At 60.6% G+C, this 18,872-nt stretch carries 15 protein-coding genes; 5 read left to right on the top strand and 10 right to left on the bottom strand.

Annotated elements, in window-relative coordinates; translation table 11 throughout:
• Positions 1-132 precede the first annotated feature (132 nt).
• The 8 genes from CGS49_RS07165 to CGS49_RS07125 form a co-directional block, all read right to left on the bottom strand.
• Complete coding sequence (locus CGS49_RS07165) at positions 133-4,350, bottom strand: AAA family ATPase (protein ID WP_143405826.1); 4,218 nt, start codon at positions 4,348-4,350, stop codon at positions 133-135.
• A gap of 216 nt (positions 4,351-4,566) precedes the next feature.
• The gene (locus CGS49_RS07155) at positions 4,567-4,875 is read right to left on the bottom strand and encodes a GIY-YIG nuclease family protein (protein ID WP_097801181.1); all 309 of its coding nucleotides are present in this window, start codon (positions 4,873-4,875) and stop codon (positions 4,567-4,569) included.
• A complete protein-coding gene (locus CGS49_RS07150; protein WP_097801180.1) occupies positions 4,862-5,689 on the bottom strand; it encodes an MYG1 family protein in 828 nt (275 codons plus the stop codon). Before CGS49_RS07150 ends, CGS49_RS07155 begins: the two co-directional genes overlap by 14 nt.
• Positions 5,690-5,858: 169 nt before the next feature.
• Positions 5,859-6,566, bottom strand: a complete 708-nt coding sequence (locus CGS49_RS07145; RefSeq protein WP_097801179.1) for a hypothetical protein — start codon at positions 6,564-6,566, stop codon at positions 5,859-5,861.
• 26 nt (positions 6,567-6,592) lie between these two features.
• Positions 6,593-7,954 (bottom strand): ATP-grasp domain-containing protein, encoded by a 1,362-nt coding sequence (locus tag CGS49_RS07140; RefSeq protein WP_097801178.1) that lies wholly within the window; start codon positions 7,952-7,954, stop codon positions 6,593-6,595.
• A gap of 176 nt (positions 7,955-8,130) precedes the next feature.
• Entirely contained in the window at positions 8,131-8,883 is a 753-nt protein-coding gene (locus CGS49_RS07135; protein WP_097801177.1) for an esterase family protein, read from the bottom strand.
• A gap of 225 nt (positions 8,884-9,108) precedes the next feature.
• A complete protein-coding gene (locus tag CGS49_RS07130; protein ID WP_097801176.1) occupies positions 9,109-9,879 on the bottom strand; it encodes an alpha/beta hydrolase in 771 nt (256 codons plus the stop codon).
• Between the two features lie 219 nt (positions 9,880-10,098).
• On the bottom strand, positions 10,099-11,178 hold the full coding sequence (locus tag CGS49_RS07125) for a branched-chain amino acid aminotransferase (protein WP_097801175.1): 1,080 nt from the start codon (positions 11,176-11,178) through the stop codon (positions 10,099-10,101).
• Positions 11,179-11,430: 252 nt separating this feature from the next.
• Between CGS49_RS07125 and CGS49_RS07120 the strand changes: the two genes are divergently transcribed.
• The 5 genes from CGS49_RS07120 to CGS49_RS07100 all read left to right on the top strand — a co-directional run bounded on the left by CGS49_RS07120 (position 11,431) and on the right by CGS49_RS07100 (position 16,498).
• The gene (locus tag CGS49_RS07120) at positions 11,431-12,084 is read left to right on the top strand and encodes an HAD family hydrolase (protein ID WP_097801174.1); all 654 of its coding nucleotides are present in this window, start codon (positions 11,431-11,433) and stop codon (positions 12,082-12,084) included.
• A gap of 353 nt (positions 12,085-12,437) precedes the next feature.
• The gene (locus CGS49_RS07115; protein ID WP_097801173.1) at positions 12,438-13,772 is read left to right on the top strand and encodes a penicillin-binding Tp47 domain A-containing protein; all 1,335 of its coding nucleotides are present in this window, start codon (positions 12,438-12,440) and stop codon (positions 13,770-13,772) included.
• 85 nt (positions 13,773-13,857) lie between these two features.
• On the top strand, positions 13,858-15,138 hold the full coding sequence (locus CGS49_RS14210) for an FMN-binding protein (RefSeq protein WP_097801172.1): 1,281 nt from the start codon (positions 13,858-13,860) through the stop codon (positions 15,136-15,138).
• On the top strand, positions 15,135-15,602 hold the full coding sequence (locus CGS49_RS07105) for an FMN-binding protein (RefSeq protein ID WP_097801171.1): 468 nt from the start codon (positions 15,135-15,137) through the stop codon (positions 15,600-15,602). Before CGS49_RS14210 ends, CGS49_RS07105 begins: the two co-directional genes overlap by 4 nt.
• A complete protein-coding gene (locus CGS49_RS07100; RefSeq protein ID WP_097801170.1) occupies positions 15,599-16,498 on the top strand; it encodes a 4Fe-4S binding protein in 900 nt (299 codons plus the stop codon). Before CGS49_RS07105 ends, CGS49_RS07100 begins: the two co-directional genes overlap by 4 nt.
• 84 nt (positions 16,499-16,582) lie before the next feature.
• On the opposite strand, the gene CGS49_RS07095 is transcribed toward CGS49_RS07100, so the two are convergent.
• Together CGS49_RS07095 and CGS49_RS07090 are read right to left on the bottom strand one after the other, a co-directional pair.
• Positions 16,583-17,956, bottom strand: a complete 1,374-nt coding sequence (locus CGS49_RS07095) for a sensor histidine kinase (RefSeq protein ID WP_097801169.1) — start codon at positions 17,954-17,956, stop codon at positions 16,583-16,585.
• Positions 17,953-18,672 (bottom strand): response regulator transcription factor, encoded by a 720-nt coding sequence (locus CGS49_RS07090; RefSeq protein WP_097801168.1) that lies wholly within the window; start codon positions 18,670-18,672, stop codon positions 17,953-17,955. The genes CGS49_RS07095 and CGS49_RS07090 overlap by 4 nt, the downstream gene beginning before the upstream one ends.
• Between the last annotated feature and the right edge of the window lie 200 nt (positions 18,673-18,872).

Raw genomic sequence — 18,872 nt, 5'->3', positions numbered from 1 at the left:
CTTTCAAAGGGAGAGCCAAGAGGGGGTGCGCGGCGGCGCAAAGCGGAGGAAGCAGCGGCACACGGCGTACAATGGCGCACACGCAAAAAGGAGCGGCCCCCGGACGGGAGCCGCTCCTTTTGCGGTTTGAAGTTACTCGTTCACTTTCCAGGCGATCGCCACCACTGCTTCGGTGCAGAGGGTCAGGCTGATGCCTTCCTTCGTGACGGTGAGCGGGGTGACCACCACATCACCGGCGTTGTGGCCGTGGGAATCCGCCGTCAGCACCTGCACCGCATAGAAGGTGCAGTTCTTGTTGCGGGTGGCTTCCGGCTGCTTCACCATACCGGCCACGCCCTCCTCGGGGTAGCGGTCGTTGGGCAGGATGCCGATGGTGCTGTTCACCTGTGCGAAGAAGCGGGTGCTGCTGGCCGCATCGAAGCCCGCCTTGGTCAGGACTGCGTTGATGGCCGCATCCAGCTTCTGCTGGTTCTCATAGCCTGCCGCACGGATGTTCTCCGTCGTGACAGCGCTGGTGACCAGCCACTTGTCGGTGCGGGGCTGCAGGGCCGGGACGACCTGCTGGGGCTCCAGCACCGCGCCGCAGCGGCTGCAGTGGCTGCCTGCCGTCAGGCCTTCTTCCGTTTCGGTGGGGTCCACAGCGGGGTCTTCCACCACCACATGGCCCAGCTTTTCGTGGACGATCTTGTTATCGTCATCGGTCAGCTGCCAGTCACAGTTCTTGCACTGCTTCACTTCCACGCCGTCTTGGGTGCAGGTGGCTTCGCGGATGGTCACATATTCGTACTCATGGCCGGGGCAGGTGAGGTACTTGACGTACTTCTCAATGATCGCGCCGACTTTCTCATCGTATTCGCCCAGCTTTTCGTTCACAAGGTCTTCGGTGGCTTTGCCCACAAGGGTGCCGATGAACTCCGGGATCACCACGCCGGGCAGGGCCTTCGAAATGCGGTCCTTCATCTCGCGGTTGAGCATCTCACCGGCTTTGGTGCCGATGCGCTTCATCTCTGCCGAGACCACCGGCTTGAGCCCCATCAGGTCTTCGCGGGCCTTTGCCAGCAGCTGGCGGTTATCCTGGCCTGCGTCAATGCCCTCAATGGCGTTGTCGATGGTGGTGAAGAACACTTCCCGCACCTTGTCGATGGTCTCCTGGCCCACCTCGCGGTGCACCAGCTCATTCAGCGAAGGCTTGAGCTCGTTCAGCAGCTGGCTGACGAAGGGGTACTTGCCGTACTTCTTGTCCAGCTTTTTGACCACAAGGTCCACCACATCGTCCAGCAGACTGGGGGTCAGTTGGGTCCAGTCTGCCGTTGCCAGAATGTCGCGCGCCACCACAAGGATGACCTTTTTCACCGCCGGGTCCATATCGTCGCCGTCCAGCAGCGTGCGCACCAGCTTGTAAAGGCCGTCCTCAATGCTGTCACTGGCCACTGCTGCGTCCACGATGACGTCCACAGCCGCCTTGATGGTGTCCATGGAGACGAAGGAATCCTCCAGCACCTTTTTCAGGCTGTCGAGAGCCGAGCGCACCGGCGCAAGCTTTGCGGTAGCGTCCTCGTCCGACATACCGGCGCGGGTCAGCAGATCATGCGCCTGCGAGTAGATGGCTTCCATCTTGTTGATGGCGTCTTCCTTGCTCTCGGCGCTGTCCACAGCCGCTTTGACCGCCTTCAGTGCTTCCTTGATGAGGGTATCCGCCGCCGCTGCGGCCGCCTTGGCTACATCGTTCTTGGCCTGCTCGATCAGCTTATCGAACGGCTCAAGCATCTCAGCCGCCTTATCCGGGCCCACGATCTCGGCCAGCTTGGTGTGCAGGTCGTCGTAGAGCTTGTCCAGCGCGGCGATCTTTTGCAGCGCAGACAGGCTGTCATCGTTGACGATGCGGTTGATCTCGTTGACCGCATCCGCCACAAGCTTCGTCAGCTGTTCGTTCTTGATGGTCTCCCACAGGTCTTTCAGCGCACCGGAAGCGTCGATGTCCTTGATAAGGTCTTCGTACTTCTTGATGACATCCTTCAGCTTCTCCAGCTTTTCCTGATAGGTACCGTCTTCCAGCGCCTTTTCCAGCGCGTCGCGCAGGCCGTTGACATAGGTCTTCTTGATCTCCTCCAGCGCGTCGCGCAGCTTTTTCGCCACATCCGGGGCATAGGGCTCCAGCTGGTCGATGGCTTCCTGTGCTTTCTCAAACGCTTCCTCGATCTTGCTCAGGTCGCCGCTTTCAATGGCCTTCTTCAGCGCTTCCAGTGCCTTGGTGGCGGCGGCTTCCTTGATGGCTTCCTCTGCGTTCTTGATAATGGTATCCACCGCGTTCTTCAGGATGGGGTTTTCCTTGATCTTATCCACCAGCTTACCGGCCCGGTCGATCACATCCTGCACTTCCTTGAGGGTGTCCTCGCTGACGTTGCCGTTTTTGATCTCCTCCTGCAGCCGCTTGATCAGGGCGCTGGCTTCATTCACAAGGTCAATGGCATCAATGGCGGCCTGCACGGCATCCACGACCTGATCGTAGCTTTCTTTCAGGCTGTCGGGAATATAATCCTTCAGGTCGTCCAGCGTCTTTTTCAGCGCTTCCAGCTTGGTCTTATCCAGTGTGCCGTTCTTCAGATCGTCCCAAATGCTTTCAATGACCTTCTGGGCATACTTGGATTCGATCTCCTCAACGGTCTTTTTCAGCTCTGCAAGTTTTGCCTGCAGCTCTGTTTTCTTTGCGCGGCCGTCGTCCAGCTTGCCCACCGCCGTATCCGCAGCCACATAAGCACCGATGACCTTTTTCATTTCGTCATCGGTCATCTCGGACGGGCTTTTGTTGTCAATGGTCTCGTGAGCGGTCTTGATCGCTTCGCTGGCCGCAGCCTCATAACCGCGCTGAAGCGATTCATGCTCAAACTTATTGTACCGATCGGTCATGCCGTTCAGGCGTTCGGTGTACTTTTCGGTATCAAAGCTGGTGCCCAAATATTTGTTGGCATACCCCAGCACCTCAATTGCCGCTTTTGCGCCGTTATAAAGAATCTCTATATTTTCCAGCTCTTTATCCGTGGCCGTCAGCGGGTCTCCGTTCAGGGCTTCGTCCAGTTCATCCAGCTTCTTATCCGCAATATTGATCTTCTTTGTCTCTGTATGGCAGGTATCGCAGGTAGACTCGTAATACAGATACTGGCCGCTGACCGATATGCCGGTGCCCGTCCACGTTGTAAACTTGTGGGGGCTCAGCGGGCCGCTGATGGTTCTTGTATCCGTTTTTCCACAGCCGATACGGGTACAGGTGCCGGTCTCGGTCTGATCCTGGCAGGCGGGGTTGTCGTCTTTCACATAGTTCTGGAAGTCATGATTAAGCTTCGGAATCGTGCTTTCTTCCACTTCTGCACCGCAAACACTGCAAACGCGATATGTTCTACCTGTTTTTTCACAGGTCGGTTCTTCAGTAATCAAATCGCCCAGTGTGTGCGGAACATTTGCACTCAGGATTGCACGAGTCTTAGTGCCGCCTTCTTCTGTACCATGGCAGCGAATACAGTAGAGCGTCTCTACGCCGTCCTTATCACAGGTGGCAGGGTCTGTCTCGACCCAGTTTGCCGAGTCACTTTCGTCTGGGAATTTATGACCCAGTGCATCGTCAGTCTTTACAACGATGGGGTCATTCTCGTCATGCTGGCACTTCAGATCAATTTTACCCGAAAGCGTAAACTGGTCTTTGTCCAGCTGATTCACTATCGAGCTAAGTCCTATTTTTTTCAATCCAAACTTTATTGCAGCCTGTACTCCCCTGTTAAGTTTTTTATATTCGCTTGCGATCGGGTTTTTCACAGTTGCCTCTACAGGATAATCTTTCCATACTCGGGTGCATTTATATACTGCATACCCATTATACCGGCAGGTTGCAGCATGGGTTTCGAGTTCCTGCAAAACAGTCGATTTTTTCGGATCGTGATCATCTTTAAAATCCTTATTATTGTCAATGGCATTTTGTGCATCCTGTTTTGCTTTCGTAACAGCTGCATCATACTTTTTTTTCAGTTCATTATATGCATTTTTGAGCTCGTCTATATAATCCTGTGTGCCTTTTCTTGCTGCCAGCGTTGCAATGTCACCATCCGAATCGAATTCTGCGTCACTCAGGTCAATGGTATCCCCCTCGTCCTGGAAATCTGCCGCCGTATCGTCGTCCCACTCCGGGTACACCAGCGTGCCGTCTTCGTCCGCGACATCCACATTGCCCAGTTCATCCACGCTGTTTTCCGCATTCAACGGCTGTGCCGCGAATACGGTAGGGAGCACCGCCGAGGACATCATGCTTGCCGCCAGCACAAAGGCCGTTGCGCGCTGTGCCGCCGCTTTGAAACGCTTCATAGTCCTTCCTCCTTTTTCCTCGCTGTATCACATCTGCCCGCGTCTTTCGGGGCAGGGATAATCTACCATTCTATAAGTATCATATTCCGTGTCAAAAATCAATTGTTTTGCACACGAAAACCTCATTTTCCCTCATTTTCGGACAAGCGTCGGTCTGCTGTCGTCCGCTCTGTGCAGCAAAAGCGCCTGCCTGCAGGCAGACGCTTTCCGGTGTTCTTATTCCGTTTCTCCGGCAAAGGGTCTCCCCGCTGCCGCCCACGCCGCGCAAAGGCGTTCCTTCTGGGCCTTGGGCAGCTGTTTGAGGGCATACTCCCGGCGCATGGCGGCGGGCTTGTCTGCGCAGCGCTCCACATAGGCAAGGGCCGCCGCGCCCTTTGCCCGGGTGTAGCGGGCGCCTTTGCCGCTCTGGTGGGCCCGCAGGCGGGCGGCGGGGTCGGTGGACCAGCCGGTGTAGAGGGTGCCGTCGGTGCAGCGCACCATATACACGAAGGCCGCCTTCGGCCGTGCGGCATCAGATGCGGCCATTGTTCTTCAGCACCTGACGGCAGGCGGCAAGGGCCGTCTCCTTGTCCTTGGCCGTGATGAGGAAGCGGCTGGCGTGGCAGAAGCTGATGCCCGGGATGCCGCTTTTCTGCTCGATGACCTCCTGCGGCTGGCCTGCCCAGCTCTGGGGGAAAGGCAGCTTCGGGCGCTTGGTCTTGTGGTCGGTGACGCACTGGGCACTCCAGCCGCCGCGCTGGCTGGGGTAGACCACGAACAGCGCGTCCGTCTTGTACAGGCCGTTTTTCCACGGCAGGTAGCAGGGCAGCACCACGATGCCGTCCCGGGAGTTCTTATAGGCCTGCTGCACCTTCTCGTCGGCGCGGTTCACGGCGTTGGCGCTGGCGATCTGGTTTTCCAAGATCTGCTTTGCCACGGCCACCGCCTTGAAAAAGCAGGCGTCCTGATCTTCCTTCGAGTCCCACACTGGATTAAAGAAGCCGATGGCGTCGCACAGGCTGTTCTGCTCACCGGTGTTGTCGTTCAAATCCAGTGGCTGGATGAAGTTTTCGTCGATGAGCCGGGCCTGCCGCTCGCCCACAAGGCCCGGCCCCAGCACCCGCCACAGCAGGCCGAAGGCCGCGTAGGGCACGCCGTTGGGGCGGGTCTCGCGGGGCTCCTGATGGTGGTCGAACATGCCGAAGCCCACGTCATACACGATGCCGTCAAAGTCGTCCGGCACGGTGAAGCCGCGGGTGATCTCGATATCCGGGCGCAAGATCTGCAGCAGCGCCGTGGCAAACACATCGTCGGCGTGGAACTTGCCGGCGTGGGTGAAGCCGTTTGCGGGAATTTTCATGGATGATACCTCGTTCTCAATAGATTCTCTGGCCCCAGTATACCACATTTTGAAGAAGGGGACAACGAAAAGGGGCCGCCATCTGGCAGCCCCCGCCCTCTCAGTCCCCCAGAGGGAGCGCCAAGGGCCTGACCGCCGCTGTTGCACAACGGTCCTTATCTTCTGTTTTTCAGTCCACGGCCTTGCCGGAAGCGTCGTAGAGTTTGCCGTCGGTGCCCTTGGTGCAGACGGTGTAGCCCTCCGGCAGCTTCAGCAGGCTTTCGTCCACCTTATCCGACACCGAGAGGTATTCCAGCGATGCCTGCTTGCCGCCCACCCGGGTGATGAGGTAGCGCAGCGCGCCGCCGTCGTAGCAGTAGGTCATCTCCACGGGCTTGCCGTCCAGCGTCATGTTAAACACTTCCGCGTCGTAGGTCTTGCCGTGGACGGTCTTCTTCGCCTCGGCAAAGCCGGTGGCGCTGCCGGTGGAAAGAGACTTTGCCACCACCGTCTCGCTCAGGCCCATGGCCTTGTAGGCGGCGGCTTCATCCCCCAGGCAGATGGCCAGCTTGCGGGCGGAGTCCAGCTGATACGCCTTGCCGTCCAGCACCAGAAGGGTGAGCTTCTCGGTGCCGTCCTGCTCCTCGGCCTTCAGGTACATGTTCCCGCTGCTGCGCACCATGTCCAGAATGCCTTCCACGCCGTCCACCTTGATCTTTGCGGTGAACTGGTCCTTTTCCAGCTGCGCGATGACACCGGCCGTGCGGGTGTTGGCCCACGCCTGCATCCAGGCCGGGGTCTGCAGCGCAGCCGACGCCGGGACACTGCAGGGCAGCAGCAGGCACAGCGTCAGCCCTGCCGTCACGATGCGTTTTGCAGCCTGTTTCAGACATTTCATGGTTCGTTCCTCCGTTTTCGAGGTTTTTACTTTTTCTTTGCGGTGCGGGTGGTCTTGCGGGGCTTCGGCTGGGCCGCAGGCTTTGCCGCCGGGGCGGCGGTTTTTTCCACCGGAGCCGGGGCGGTCTCCGGCTCACCCAGGGCCAGAATGCTGCTCAGCTCCTTCTGTGCCTCGGCGTTGGCGGCATCGGTGGTCGCCAGCACGTCGGAATAGAACTGCTCCATCTCCTCGCGGGTGGAGAAGGTGGCAACGTACATCTGGTTGCCCATGGCGCCGCTCAGGGCGTCCGGGATGCGGTCCACCATGCGCATGTTCTGCTGATACTTCTGCATGATCTGCTCGTGGCTGTAGACGAAGTGCTTGCCGTCGCGGCGGCCTGCGAACGGGCAGTAGAAGTGCTCGCCCACCGGCATATCGGTGCCGCCGAAGGCGATCATGTCGGCCCAGATTTTATACACATTGGTGGAGCGGGCAAAGTTGATCATATCCGGGGTGAAGCCGCCGCAGGGGCGCATGTTGACTTCCAGCGCCACGATCTGGCCCTTCTTGCCCATGCTGGCCTGATCTTCGGTCATGCGGAAGAACTCGAAGTGGATGAAGCGGCTCTTGACGCCAAAGCTCTTGACGGCGGCGCGGCCTGCGGCGCGGGTATCCTCGGGCAGGTCCTTGATGATGTAGTAGATGGAGTTATCGTTGTCATTGACGATATCCATGATGGACATGGGGCTGACATTGCCGGCCTCAAAGATGGGGTTGCCGTTGGCGTCGATGATGGCGTCGTAGCTGTTCACCTCGGCGCGGACGAACTCCTCCATGATGTACTCCACATCCGGGTGATGGGCGGTCTTGTAGACCAGAAACTCCTTCAGCTGGGCATCGCTGGAAAGGCGATGGGTGTCCGAGGCTCCCACGCCGTTGTCGGGCTTGACCACCACCGGGTAGCCCACCTCATCCACAAAGGCCTTGCAGCCTGCGTAGTCGTCCACCATGTGGTAGCGGGCGGTGGCGATGCCGGCCTTCTGGTAATACTCCTTCATCTTGCTCTTGTACTTGATGCGGGGCATATCGGAAGTCTGGAAACCGCTGGTAATGTGGAAGTCGGTGCGCAGGGCGGCGTCGCGTTCCAGCCAGTATTCGTTGTTGGACTCCAGCCAGTCGATGCGGCCATACTTGAAGGCAAAGAAGGCCACGGCGCGGTAGACTTCGTCGTAGTTTTCCAGACTGCCCACCTTGTAGTACTCGTTCAGGCTGTCCTTCAGCTCCGGCTTCAGCTCGTCGTAGGGCTGGTCGCCGATGCCCAGCACGTTCATGCCGTTGTTCTTCAGCTCACGGCAGAACTGCCAGTAGTTGGTGGGGAAGTTGGGCGAAATGAAAATGAAATTCTGCATGGTTTTTGATTCCTCTTTCCTCTATAGCGTCCTCGCCCTCTCCGTCAAGCCGCTCCGCGTCTTGCCACCTCTCCCAAAGGGAGAGGCCTTGGCAGTCCCCGCAAAGTTCACGGTTTTGCCAAAGGCTCCCCCTTTGGGGGAGCTGACGCCGAAGGCGGCTGAGAGGGCGAGCCTGTTCACCCCAGAATATACGGCATGTAATATGCAGTCTGCTTATACCACCAGTTCCAGTCGTGGTTCACGTCGTGGCCCCACAGGTCCACCCAGACGGGGATGTTCTTGGCCTCGAAGATGCGCTTCAAGAACCAGGTGGTGTCCGGCTGCTCCCAGTCGCCCTGGCCGCAGCAGATGACCGCTTTCTGGCTGCGGAACAGCTGCATGTAGGGGTGATCTTCCGGGAAGTTCTTCATGTAGTCCACCGGGGAGTTCATGTACACCAGCTCGTCCATGTAATCGCCGAAACCGTAGTGGGCGGTATAAATGCCGCTGAGGGCCAAGCAGCCGCAGAACACGTCCGGGCGGCGCAGATACAGGTTGACGGCGTGGGTGGCACCCAGACTGCAGCCGAAGGCGATGACGCCGGGCAGGCCGTCCCAGCCGTTGCGCTCTTTGGCCATATACTGAATTTTGGGCACAGCCTCGTCCACGATGTAGCGCAGCCACTGCTCATAGCGGCGGATGCGCCAGTAGGGGTCGCCCTGGGTATCCGACCAAGTCTCCTTGTCCATGGTGTCGATGGAGATCACCATGATCTTGCCCGCGTCGATCCACGGGGCGAGGGTGTCGGCCATATGGAAGTCCTCAAAATCGAAGAAGCGGCCGTCCTGGCAGGGGATGTAGAGCATCGGGCGGCCTGCGTGGCCGTAAATTTTGCACTCCATGTCGCGGCCCAGCGCCGGGCTGTAATCCTTGAAATACTGCATTTCCATGGTGATTCCTCCTTTGGTTGTACTGATCATTTTTAGCGTGCTCGCCCTCTCCGTCAAGCCGCTTTGCGTCTTGCCACCTCTCCCAAAGGGAGAGGCAAGAGCGTAACGGTCAAGTTCTTGGCTCCCCCTTTGGGAAAGACTCCCCCGGCCGGGGGAGGTGGCACGAAGTGCCAGAAGGGGAACAGCTGTCACCGAAGGTGACTGAGAGGGCGAGGCCGCTACCCGTTATTCTTCCACCTCATACATCAGCGTATGGAACACGAAGGGCAGCTGCTTTTCCCAGCTGGCTTCGCTGTGGGTGCCGCCGGGCACAAGGCGGGCGGTCAGGTGGATGCCCCGGACCATGAGCTTTTCGGTCAGCTGCGCAAAGTCCTTGCGGATGCCCTCGTGGTTGCCCATCTCGCGGGAGCCGTAGTCCATGTAGAGCACGGTGCCGGGCTCCAGTTTGGCGCGGCCCACAAGGCCGGAGAGCTTTTCCGGCGACACCCAGATGGACGGCGACAGGGCCGCTGCACGGCTGAAGGTGTCGTTGTACTGCAGCAGGGCATACAGACTCATCAGGCCGCCCATGCTGCTGCCGCCGATAAAGGTGTGCTCCCGGTCCGGCAGGGTGCGGAAGTTGCGGTCGATGAAGGGCTTGAACCGGTGGATGTACCAGCTCATGGTGGCCTGCCCCTTGCCGTCAAAGTGGCCGAACTGCGGGTCATCGAACCGGTAGGGCGAATACTCCACCAGCCGCTCATTGTTGGCTCCGGCGTTGCATTCCACCGCCGCCACGATCAGCGGGGTGTCGGTGTAGTCCAGATAATCGGCCACGCCCCAGCTCTTGCCGTAAGTAGCGTCCTCATCAAAAAAGACGTTCTGGCCGTCGAACATGTACAGCACCGGATACCGGCGGTCCGGCTCCGATTCATACATGGTGGGCAGATAAACATACACTCTGCGCTGCTCGGTGCCATTGACGGCAGGGTAGCTCACGCTCCATTTTTTGACCATGGGTTCATCCCTCTCAATCTTTCCTGCTCAGGGCCTGCCGCAATGCAGGCCGCAGTTCTGAATCCAGTTTAGCACTGCAGGAGAAAGAAAGCAATGTTTTATAGGCTTCCCCCTCGGGGGAAGGCTTTTCCCAGATACGGCAAACGCCGCCGAGCAGTCGGGCTCCGGCGGCGTTTCTCCGAATTCTGAATAAAAAAGTTCTCTCCGGGAACTTTGTGGTTAGTTCTTCTTCTCCACCGGGACGATCCAGCCCTTGGTATCGGGGATCTTGCCCCACTGCATACCGGTCATGGTATCGTACAGCTTCTGGGTGACAGGGCCGATCTTGCCGTCGCCGATGTAAGCATGCTCGCCCTTCCAAACCAGCTCCTTGACGGGGGAGACGACAGCGGCGGTACCGGTGCCGAAGACTTCTTCCAGCTTGCCTTCGCGGGCAGCGGCCATGATATCGGCGATGGCCAGCTTGCCCTCGATGACCTCATAGCCCCAGTCCTTCAGCAGCTCGATGCAGCTGCGGCGGGTGACGCCGGGCAGAACGGTGCCGACGGTTGCAGCGGTGTAGACCTTGCCGTCGATCTTGAACATGATGTTCATGCTGCCGACTTCCTCGACGTACTTCTTCTCAACGCCGTCCAGCCACAGCACCTGTGCGTAGCCCTGCTCCTCGGCCAGCTCACCGGCCTTGATGGAAGCAGCGTAGTTGCCGCCGCACTTGGTGAAGCCGGTCAGGCCGGGAGCGGCACGGATGTACTCGTCTTCAACATAAATACGGACGGGGTTGATGCCCTCAGCATAGTAAGCACCCGAGGGAGCGCAGATGATGCAGAAGATGTAGTGCTTGGAAGCGTGGACACCCAGGCCCACGTCGTTTGCAAACACGAAGGGACGGATGTACAGGGAAGCGCCGTCGGTGTGGGGCACCCAGTCACGGTCCACGTCCACCAGGGTCTCAACAGCCTGGATGTAGTCCTCCACGGGGATCTTGGGGATGCACAGACGGTCGGCAGAATCCTGGAAGCGCTTTGCGTTGCAGTCCGGGCGGAACAGCTGCACGGTGTCGTCAGCAGTGCGGTAAGCCTTCATGCCCTCAAAGATCTCCTGAGCGTAGTGGAACACGACGGTAGCCGGGTCCAGCTCAAAGGGGCCGTAGGGGACGATGCGGGCGTCGTGCCAGCCTTCGCCCTCGGTGTAGTCCATGACGAACATATGGTCGGTGAACTTCTTGCCGAAGCCGAGCTTCGTCTCATCGGTGGGCTTTGCCTTGGGCGTAGCCGTGCGGGTGATCTTGATATCCAACATAGTGAGTTTCCCTCTTTCCTTTTATGCGCGTGCGCACGATTTCCGGCGCTTTATGACACAAATGTTGGTTTCTATTATAATATTCCGGAGCGGTTTTGCAAGGAATCGCAAAATGTTTCATCTTTCCACCGGTAAAGTTGCACCAGATTGTGAGCACAATGGTGTGCAAACTGCCAAATCTATGGTACAATAGGGGGCACAGAGCACTTTGCGGGGCACAGCCCCGCTTTTCTATGGAAGGAGCATACTGCCATGACCGACAGCGTTATTTTTGATATGGACGGCCTGATGTTTGACACCGAGCGGGTGTGGGCTACCCTGTGGGAGCCTGCACTTGCCACCCTTGGGCTTTCTTATAAGGAAGGGCTGGACGTTGCCGCCCGCGGCACGGCGGGCGACTCCATGCGGGCGGTGCTGCGGCAGTTCTACGGGCCGGGGTGCGACACCGACGCCATCATGGAAGCGCTGCACGCACAGGCCGAGATCGCGTTCCAGGCCCCGCCGCCCAAAAAGCCGGGCCTGGATGAACTGATCGCCTGGCTGGAAGCGCAGCACATTCCCATGGCAGTGGCATCCTCCAGCCGGATGGCGTCTATCCGGCATCATTTGGACGGCTGGGGCTTGACCCACTACTTCAAGGTGATCGTCTCCGGCGAGCAGTTCTCGGCTTCCAAGCCCAACCCGGAGATCTTTAAGCGGGCAGCGGAAGCACTGGGTACCCAGCCCGGCCGCACCCTTGTACTGGAGGACAGCTACAACGGCGTGCGGGCCGGGGCCCGGGGCGGTTTTGTCACTGTGATGGTGCCGGACCTTTCGCCCGCCGACGACGAGATGCGCCGCCTGTACACCGCCGAGTGCAAAGACCTGCACGAAGTGAAGCAGATGCTGGAAACCGGCAGACTTTAAAGAAAGAGGAAATGCAGCAGGGCCGCACCGGAAGGGTGCGGCCCTGCTGCGCTTGCGGAATAGGACAAAAAGAAGAAGGATGTTTGTGCAAATTTTATCTGCAAGCTTATTGTCGCACACTTTGCCGCAAATGGGAAGCGACCCGGCGCGAACGACCCCGAAACCGGCGTGAATCGCGCTGTGCACAAAAAATTCACATTTCCTCTTGACAAGCAAAGGGCGGGTTTTTATAATAACACTGTCGGTTAGTTCGTACTAATACAACCGATTTTCTTTTGCACCGGAAGTTAGTATATGCTAACAAGCTGTTTTTGCAAAGGGACGGTTGAAATTTGAAAGGAGTGTCTTTTCCGATGAGACTGAAAAAGATCGCCGCTCTGGCGCTTTCCGCAGCCATGGCTCTGAGCGTCATGGCCCCCGCTGCACTGGCAGCTGCCCCCGATGATTCCGAGAACTGCATTGCTGCAGTGCAGGAGTTCTTCGACAAGATGACCAGCTCCAACTACACCTATCTGTACGCCGCTCTGGACTGGAACGAGTACTGGGCAAACGAGAACGTATATGCCGCTGGCAGCACTGCTTCTTCCGCACAGGAGGACAGCCATGGCGAACACGATCTGGGCGCTTTTGATGCCGTGTCCCGTGCTACCGCTAACCACGGCCTGCACCGCGGCAGCTTCCAGCAGGTAGCTACCATCTATGCACAGGACGGCAGCACCTACACCGTGTCTCACTGGTCCGATGACGGCAAGACCTTCTACACTCCGGACGGCACCGCCTACGGCTGGAACCGCGGCACCGTCACCAAGCCCGATGGCTCCACCGTCAAGATGGACCACTATGAAGTCTCCGGCGTCAAGTATGTGCCTGTCCGCGTGGCAAACGCTGACCTCGCCGACTTCTGCTCCAAGTACGCTACCGTACGCAACGGCGGCCAGCTGGTGGGCGGCTATGCTGAGAACAAGCTGCCTACCTACGCTCTGACCGCTGCTGTGGATTACAAGACCAACGGCCTGAAGTACGCCACCAAGTCCGGCGACGGCTACACCTTCTCCGCTGCCCACAAGGGCACCGGTTCCGGCGTGGCTGAAGAAGGTCAGAAGACCGCTGACGGCCTGATCGTCACCGTCAAGAGCGGCGACGATGTGGGCAGCTACGGCGAGTTCATTCGTGTGGACCTGACCGGCAACTACGGCGAGCTGGGCTCCCGTCTGCAGTCCGTCACCTGGACCTACTACGGCAATGACAGCACCTACACCAAAGCCAAGGCTACTTACGGCACCAAGTTCGCAGCCGACAACTGGATGCACAAGGTCATGGGTATCCAGCTGGGCCTGACCCAGTCTGCACGCTTCCAGCTGCCCGAAGGCACCGACGGCACCGGTTACTGGACCCTCACTCTCCATGCTCTGGGCTATGCTGACACCGTCATCAAGATCCAGACCACTGCTGACAACCTGGCAAAGCACGAGCTGGCTGACGACGCTGACCGCGCCGCGCTGCAGGCTGTGGTGGACCAGGCCAAGGCTTTGAACAAGACCAACTACACCGCCGCAAGCTGGGCAAACCTCGAGACCGAGCTGGACGAGAGCGTTGAGCTGCTGGCAAAGAGCACCCTGTACAAGGCAGATGCGCAGGAGCAGGTCCCGCACCTGACGCAGGCTATTCAGGGCCTGCAGGCAAAGTAAGGCTTTCCTGAACTAAAAATCATCGAAACAAGGTCGCTCCCGGAAACGGGAGGGGCCTTGTTTCCGTGTCTGAGAGGGGTATTTCATGAGGGAAACAAAATCCGGGAAACGGCTGCTGCCGCTGGTGCAGCTGCTCCCCGCCGTGGCCGTGGCAGGCCTTGTGCTGGTCACCGTGCCGCGCACCGCGCCGGTGCTGGCCGCCGTGCCGGAACGTCTGGCCGAAGCCGCGTCCGCGCCTGCCGCAGAGCCCGCCGCATCCTCGGAAGAAGAAGCCGAGGGCCTGACCGCCGTGCTGCCCTATGCCGACGGCGTCTACACCGGCTCCTCCCGGGGCTTCGGCGGCACCGTGCAGGTGCAGGTGACCATGGAGGGCGGGCACATCACCGATGTGCAGGTGCTGAGCGCCGCCCACGAGACCAGCGCCTTCCTGCGCCGAGCAAAGCGGCTGCTGAACACCGTGCTGGACGCCCAGACCTGGGAGGTGGACGCGGTGTCGGAAGCCACTTATACTTCCCGGGGCATTCTGGGTGCCATCAAAAACGCGCTGACCGGCGAGGTGGTCAATAACCCGCTGCCGCCGCAGACGACGCCCGCCGCACCGCCGGTGGAAGAAGAATTCACCACGCCTTCCGCCTACCGCGACGGCGTGTACACCGCCTCGGCCGAGGGCTTTGGCGGCCCCATCACCCTGCAGGTGACCATTGCCGACGGTGTCCTTGCCGACATCACGGTGGTGAGCCATGACGGCGAGACGACCTCTTACTTCTACAAGGGCCGTCAGGTCATCGCCACCATTCTGGAGACCGGCACACCCGAGGGCGTGGACGCCGTTTCCGGCGCGACCTATTCCTCCACCGGCATCCTGAACGCCGTGAAGCAGGCACTGGCCAAGGCCGCCAACGACGCGGTTCCCGCCGAGACGCCGGACACCGCTCCGGCTGACGAAACGCCTGCCGAGCCCGCCGCACCGCAGTACGCCGACGGCACCTACTCCGGCACCGGTTCCACCGCCGACGGCCCGGTGAACGTGGTCATTACCGTGAAGGACGGCAGCGTCACCGATGTGCAGGTGCTGCCCACCGAGACCGAAGAACCCACCTTTACCGAGAAGGTGCGGGCCGCGCTGGAGGCCTTCTTCTCCGGCAAAGAGCAGAGCGCTTCCTCCGGCCGGGTGTACACCGCCGACGAGCTGGATGCCGCCGTGCAGGATGCCCTGCAGAAGGCCCTGACCACGCCCGAAGTGCCTGCGGCTCCGGAACCGGAAGCACCGGCTGAAAGCGAACCGGCTGCTGAGCCCGCTGCAGAAAGCAGCCCGGCAGCAGAGCCGCCGGAACAGGACCAGCCGACAGGGGAGGAGAACGCATGAAAAAGCATTGGAACTTTATCGTCCGGGCGGTGAACCTGCTGCTGATCCTGGCCGTACTGTGGCAATACCAGCAGGTGGCACTGGTGCGGGCCGACGCCGTCACCGCGCGGCAGAAGGAGATCGACGAGGCGAACGCATGGAACACCTCGGTGCTGCAGGCCCAGCAGGCGGCCGAGGAAGCCGAAGCCGAGTCTGGTCTGAAGGACGGCACCTATGAGGGCACCGCCCTCGGCTTCGGCGACGACATCACGGTGCAGATCACCATCTCCGGCGGGCAGATGACCGACATCACGGTGCTGAAGCACGACGGCGAAGACAAGCCCTATTACACGCAGGCGCTGACCATGCTGGACAAGATGCTCACCGCCCAGACCGGCGATGTGGACCTCGTTTCGGGCGCGACCCTCACCTGTGAGGGCCTGCGGGATGCAGTGCAGGACGCACTGGGAAAGGCGGCGGCATGATGCAGACGACAGAAAAAAAGCCGCTGACGGCGGCCCAGAAAAAACAGCGCACCCTGAAGCACCGGGCCTGGCTGCGGGCTGCGGTGCAGCTGATGTTCTTTATCGCGATGCCCGGTGCCTTTGTGGCGGGCTTTAACGGGGTGAAGCAGCTGTTTCTGCGCATCGGCCATGGCGAGGTGCTGCAGCTGGACAGCTTCACCCTCTCGCTTCTCGGCCTGTGCGGGTTCACTATCCTGTTTGGCCGCTTCTTCTGCGGCTATGTGTGCGCCTTCGGCAGCCTGGGCGACGGTGTGTGGTGGCTGTCGGGCCTTGTGCAGAAGAAGCTGCTCCACCGCAAAAAGCAGTTCCAGCTGCCGGAAAAGGCTGTGCGCCGGGGCCAGAAGGTCAAGTTCGTGGTGCTGGCCGTCATCGTGGGCCTGTGCACTGCCGGGGTGTACAGCCGTCTCACCGGCTGGAGCCCGTGGGAAGTGTTCTCCCGCCTGACCGCCCTGCGCACCCCTCCGGCCGGTTTTGGCCTTGGCATCGCGCTGTTCGTGCTCATTTTGATCGGCATGGCGGTGCAGCCCCGGTTCTTCTGCCAGTTTTTGTGCCCGATGGGCGCGGTGTTCGCCCTGCTGCCGGTGCTGCCCTTTGCACAGCTGCACCGGGACGGCGAGAACTGCATCCCGGGCTGTTCGGCCTGCGCCCACCGCTGCCCGGTGGACCTGAAGCTGGACGAGCAGAGCCTGCGCAGCGGCGAGTGCATCGCCTGCGAAGCCTGTGTGGGCACCTGCCCCAAGGGCAACATCAGCCGCTGGGACCTTGCCCTTGGCAAGAACTTCTGGCTGCCCATGCTGGCAAAGGCCGTGCTGTTCTTCATTATGGGCGTGTGCCTTGGCTTCTGCCGCTTCTTCTGAGAGATTCCTTATTATAAAAGCACAAGCAGCCGCTTCCTCGCAAAAAGGGGAAGCGGCTGCTTTCGTTTTATCTTTTTCTTATTCTTATTTTTCTGGGTGCAGCGGCAGCCACACCGTGGTCTTGGCCCCGTGGGGCACGGCCTGCCCAAACACCGCCTGCCCACCGTGGGCGGCGGCGATCTGCTCCACCACATGCAGGCCCAAAATGTGCGGGGCATTCTCGCCGGGTTCCGGCTCGTGCAGGGCCGCCAACACCTGCGACGGGTAACCCGTGCCGTCATCGGTGACGGTCAGGCAGAGCCGCCCGCTCACCACCTCGGTGCAAAGGCTCACTTTCACCGGCCCGGCGTTGTGCCGCACCGAATTGTTCAGCAGGTTTTCCAACAAACGGCCCAGCAGCGCCGGGTCGGCGTCCAGCAGGGCGCGCTCGGCGGCTTCGGTCTGGGTGAGGGAAAGCTCGCACCGGTCGGCCAGCGGGCTCTCGCAGAACTGCGCCGCCAGCTGCCGCACCAGCGGCCCGGCGGCAAGAGTCTGCCGCCGCAAGGGCTGTGCGCCGTACTGCAGCTTGCTGGTGAGGTTCAGGTCATCAATGAGCGACCGCAGCTTTTCGCTCTGAGTGCGGATGCCGCCTGCCTTCTGCCGAGCACTGTCGGGCAGGGAAGGGTCCCGTTCCAGCTGTTCGGCCCAGCCCAGAATGAGGGCCAACGGGGTGCGCACATCGTGGCTGACCCCCGCGATCCACTGGGTGCGGGCGGTGTCCCGCCGGGCGAGCATCTCGCCCTGCTTTTGCAGGTGGGCGCTGGTCTGGTTGAGCTTTTCGGCCACCTCCCCGGCAAAGCCGTCGGTGGGCAGCTGCACGGGCTGGCCCTCGGCCAGCGCATCCAGCCCGGCGGCCACCGTCCGCAGCTGCTTTGCGCCGCGCCCGCTCACCAGCAGACAGACCGCCAGCCCCAGCGCCAGCAGGCACAGCGCCGCCGGCAGGATGCTGTTCACCACGTCGGTGAGCAGCTGGGGCGAATTGTAGAGGTTATACTTCCAGATGCTGCCCTGCGGCATTGCGATGACGAACAGGCCGTAGTCCTCGGTCCAGCAGAACACCGGGTAGTCATCGAGGTACCACCGGGCAAAGCGGGCCACGTCGGCGGGGGTGTAGCGGCGGGCGAGATGCTCCGGCAGGGCATAGCTCCACACCACATCGCCGTCATCGTCCAGCACCATGGCCCAGGCGTAGCCGTCCATCCATTCTTCCGGGGTGTGCTCCGGCCCGAAGGCAAGGCCCTGCGCCGTCTGCACCATGGCGTCCGCGATGACGCCGGAGGAATATTCTGCTTGCGGAGTGTGGGTGCTCTCCCGCCAGCCCAGCCAGACGATGAACCCGACACACAGCACCGCCAGCACCAACACCATGCCCACTGCTGCCAGCACATACCGCCGGATGAGCCGCCCGAAGGTCTTCATGCCGTTTCCTCCTTTGCCAGCTTGTAGCCGATGCTGCGCACCGTGAGCAGGTGCTGCGGGCGGCTGGGCTGTTCTTCCAGCTTTTCCCGCAGGTGGCGGATGTGGACGTTCAGGCTGTTTTCGTAACCGTAGTAATCCGCGCCCCACACGGCGGTGCACAGCGCGTCGTAGGTGACGATGTGGCCCCGGTTCTCGGCCAGCTTGCGCAGCAAAGCCAGCTCGGTGGCCGTGAGGGCAAGGGTGCTGCCGTCCGGCAGGGTGACGAGGGCGTCGTTCAGATCGACGCTGCGCCCGCCCAGCCGCAAAGCATCGCGCTTTGTGCGGGACAGCTCGGCCCGGTAGGCCCGCTGCAAAATGTGCTGCACCCGCAGCAAAAGCTCCTGCATCAGGAAGGGCTTTGTCAGGTAGTCGTCCGCGCCAAGGCCCAGCCCGAACAGCCGGTCGGCGTCGGCGTCCCGGGCCGAGAGGAACAGCGCGGGCACATCCGCTTTGGCCCGCAGGGCCCGGAACAGCGAAAAGCCGTCCCCGTCCGGCAGGTTGATGTCCAAAATCATCAGCTCCGGCTGCTCGGCGGCAAAGCAGGCTCTTGCCGCCGAGCAGCTTTGCGCCGTGCGGATATGGCGGTACCCGGCGTCCTGCAATTGCTCGCACAGCAGCCGCAAAAGGTCGGCGTTGTCGTCCACGAGGAGAAGTCTGGCGTCATAGATGGTGGTCATAGTGTAAACCCTCTCAGGCGCTTCGCGCCAGCTCTCCCGAGGGGAGAGCCTTTGGCAGGCAGCCTGCCGGGCCGCGCCCTTTCTTTCGCTCTTACTATAACACACTTTGTCCCCCGCAAGGGCGAATGCCCGCAAATTTAAGCGCAGATTAAGCTGGGCTTCCGGTCCAATTAAGGCGGCGGGTGTAAGATGACAGCGTA

This window comes from Faecalibacterium langellae (genome assembly GCF_002549775.1).
Taxonomy (GTDB): Bacteria; Bacillota; Clostridia; order Oscillospirales; family Ruminococcaceae; genus Faecalibacterium; species Faecalibacterium langellae.
The sequence above is the reverse complement of the archived record's forward strand: the minus strand, read 5'-3'. Positions and strand labels throughout refer to the sequence as shown.

Coding starts and splice junctions, on each gene's coding strand:
- CGS49_RS07165 (WP_143405826.1), bottom strand. CDS start 4,350: ATGAAGCGTTTCAAAGCGGCGGCACAGCGCGCAACGGCCTTTGTGCTG.
- CGS49_RS07155 (WP_097801181.1), bottom strand. CDS start 4,875: ATGGCCGCATCTGATGCCGCACGGCCGAAGGCGGCCTTCGTGTATATG.
- CGS49_RS07150 (WP_097801180.1), bottom strand. CDS start 5,689: ATGAAAATTCCCGCAAACGGCTTCACCCACGCCGGCAAGTTCCACGCC.
- CGS49_RS07145 (WP_097801179.1), bottom strand. CDS start 6,566: ATGAAATGTCTGAAACAGGCTGCAAAACGCATCGTGACGGCAGGGCTG.
- CGS49_RS07140 (WP_097801178.1), bottom strand. CDS start 7,954: ATGCAGAATTTCATTTTCATTTCGCCCAACTTCCCCACCAACTACTGG.
- CGS49_RS07135 (WP_097801177.1), bottom strand. CDS start 8,883: ATGGAAATGCAGTATTTCAAGGATTACAGCCCGGCGCTGGGCCGCGAC.
- CGS49_RS07130 (WP_097801176.1), bottom strand. CDS start 9,879: ATGGTCAAAAAATGGAGCGTGAGCTACCCTGCCGTCAATGGCACCGAG.
- CGS49_RS07125 (WP_097801175.1), bottom strand. CDS start 11,178: ATGTTGGATATCAAGATCACCCGCACGGCTACGCCCAAGGCAAAGCCC.
- CGS49_RS07120 (WP_097801174.1), top strand. CDS start 11,431: ATGACCGACAGCGTTATTTTTGATATGGACGGCCTGATGTTTGACACC.
- CGS49_RS07115 (WP_097801173.1), top strand. CDS start 12,438: ATGAGACTGAAAAAGATCGCCGCTCTGGCGCTTTCCGCAGCCATGGCT.
- CGS49_RS14210 (WP_097801172.1), top strand. CDS start 13,858: ATGAGGGAAACAAAATCCGGGAAACGGCTGCTGCCGCTGGTGCAGCTG.
- CGS49_RS07105 (WP_097801171.1), top strand. CDS start 15,135: ATGAAAAAGCATTGGAACTTTATCGTCCGGGCGGTGAACCTGCTGCTG.
- CGS49_RS07100 (WP_097801170.1), top strand. CDS start 15,599: ATGATGCAGACGACAGAAAAAAAGCCGCTGACGGCGGCCCAGAAAAAA.
- CGS49_RS07095 (WP_097801169.1), bottom strand. CDS start 17,956: ATGAAGACCTTCGGGCGGCTCATCCGGCGGTATGTGCTGGCAGCAGTG.
- CGS49_RS07090 (WP_097801168.1), bottom strand. CDS start 18,672: ATGACCACCATCTATGACGCCAGACTTCTCCTCGTGGACGACAACGCC.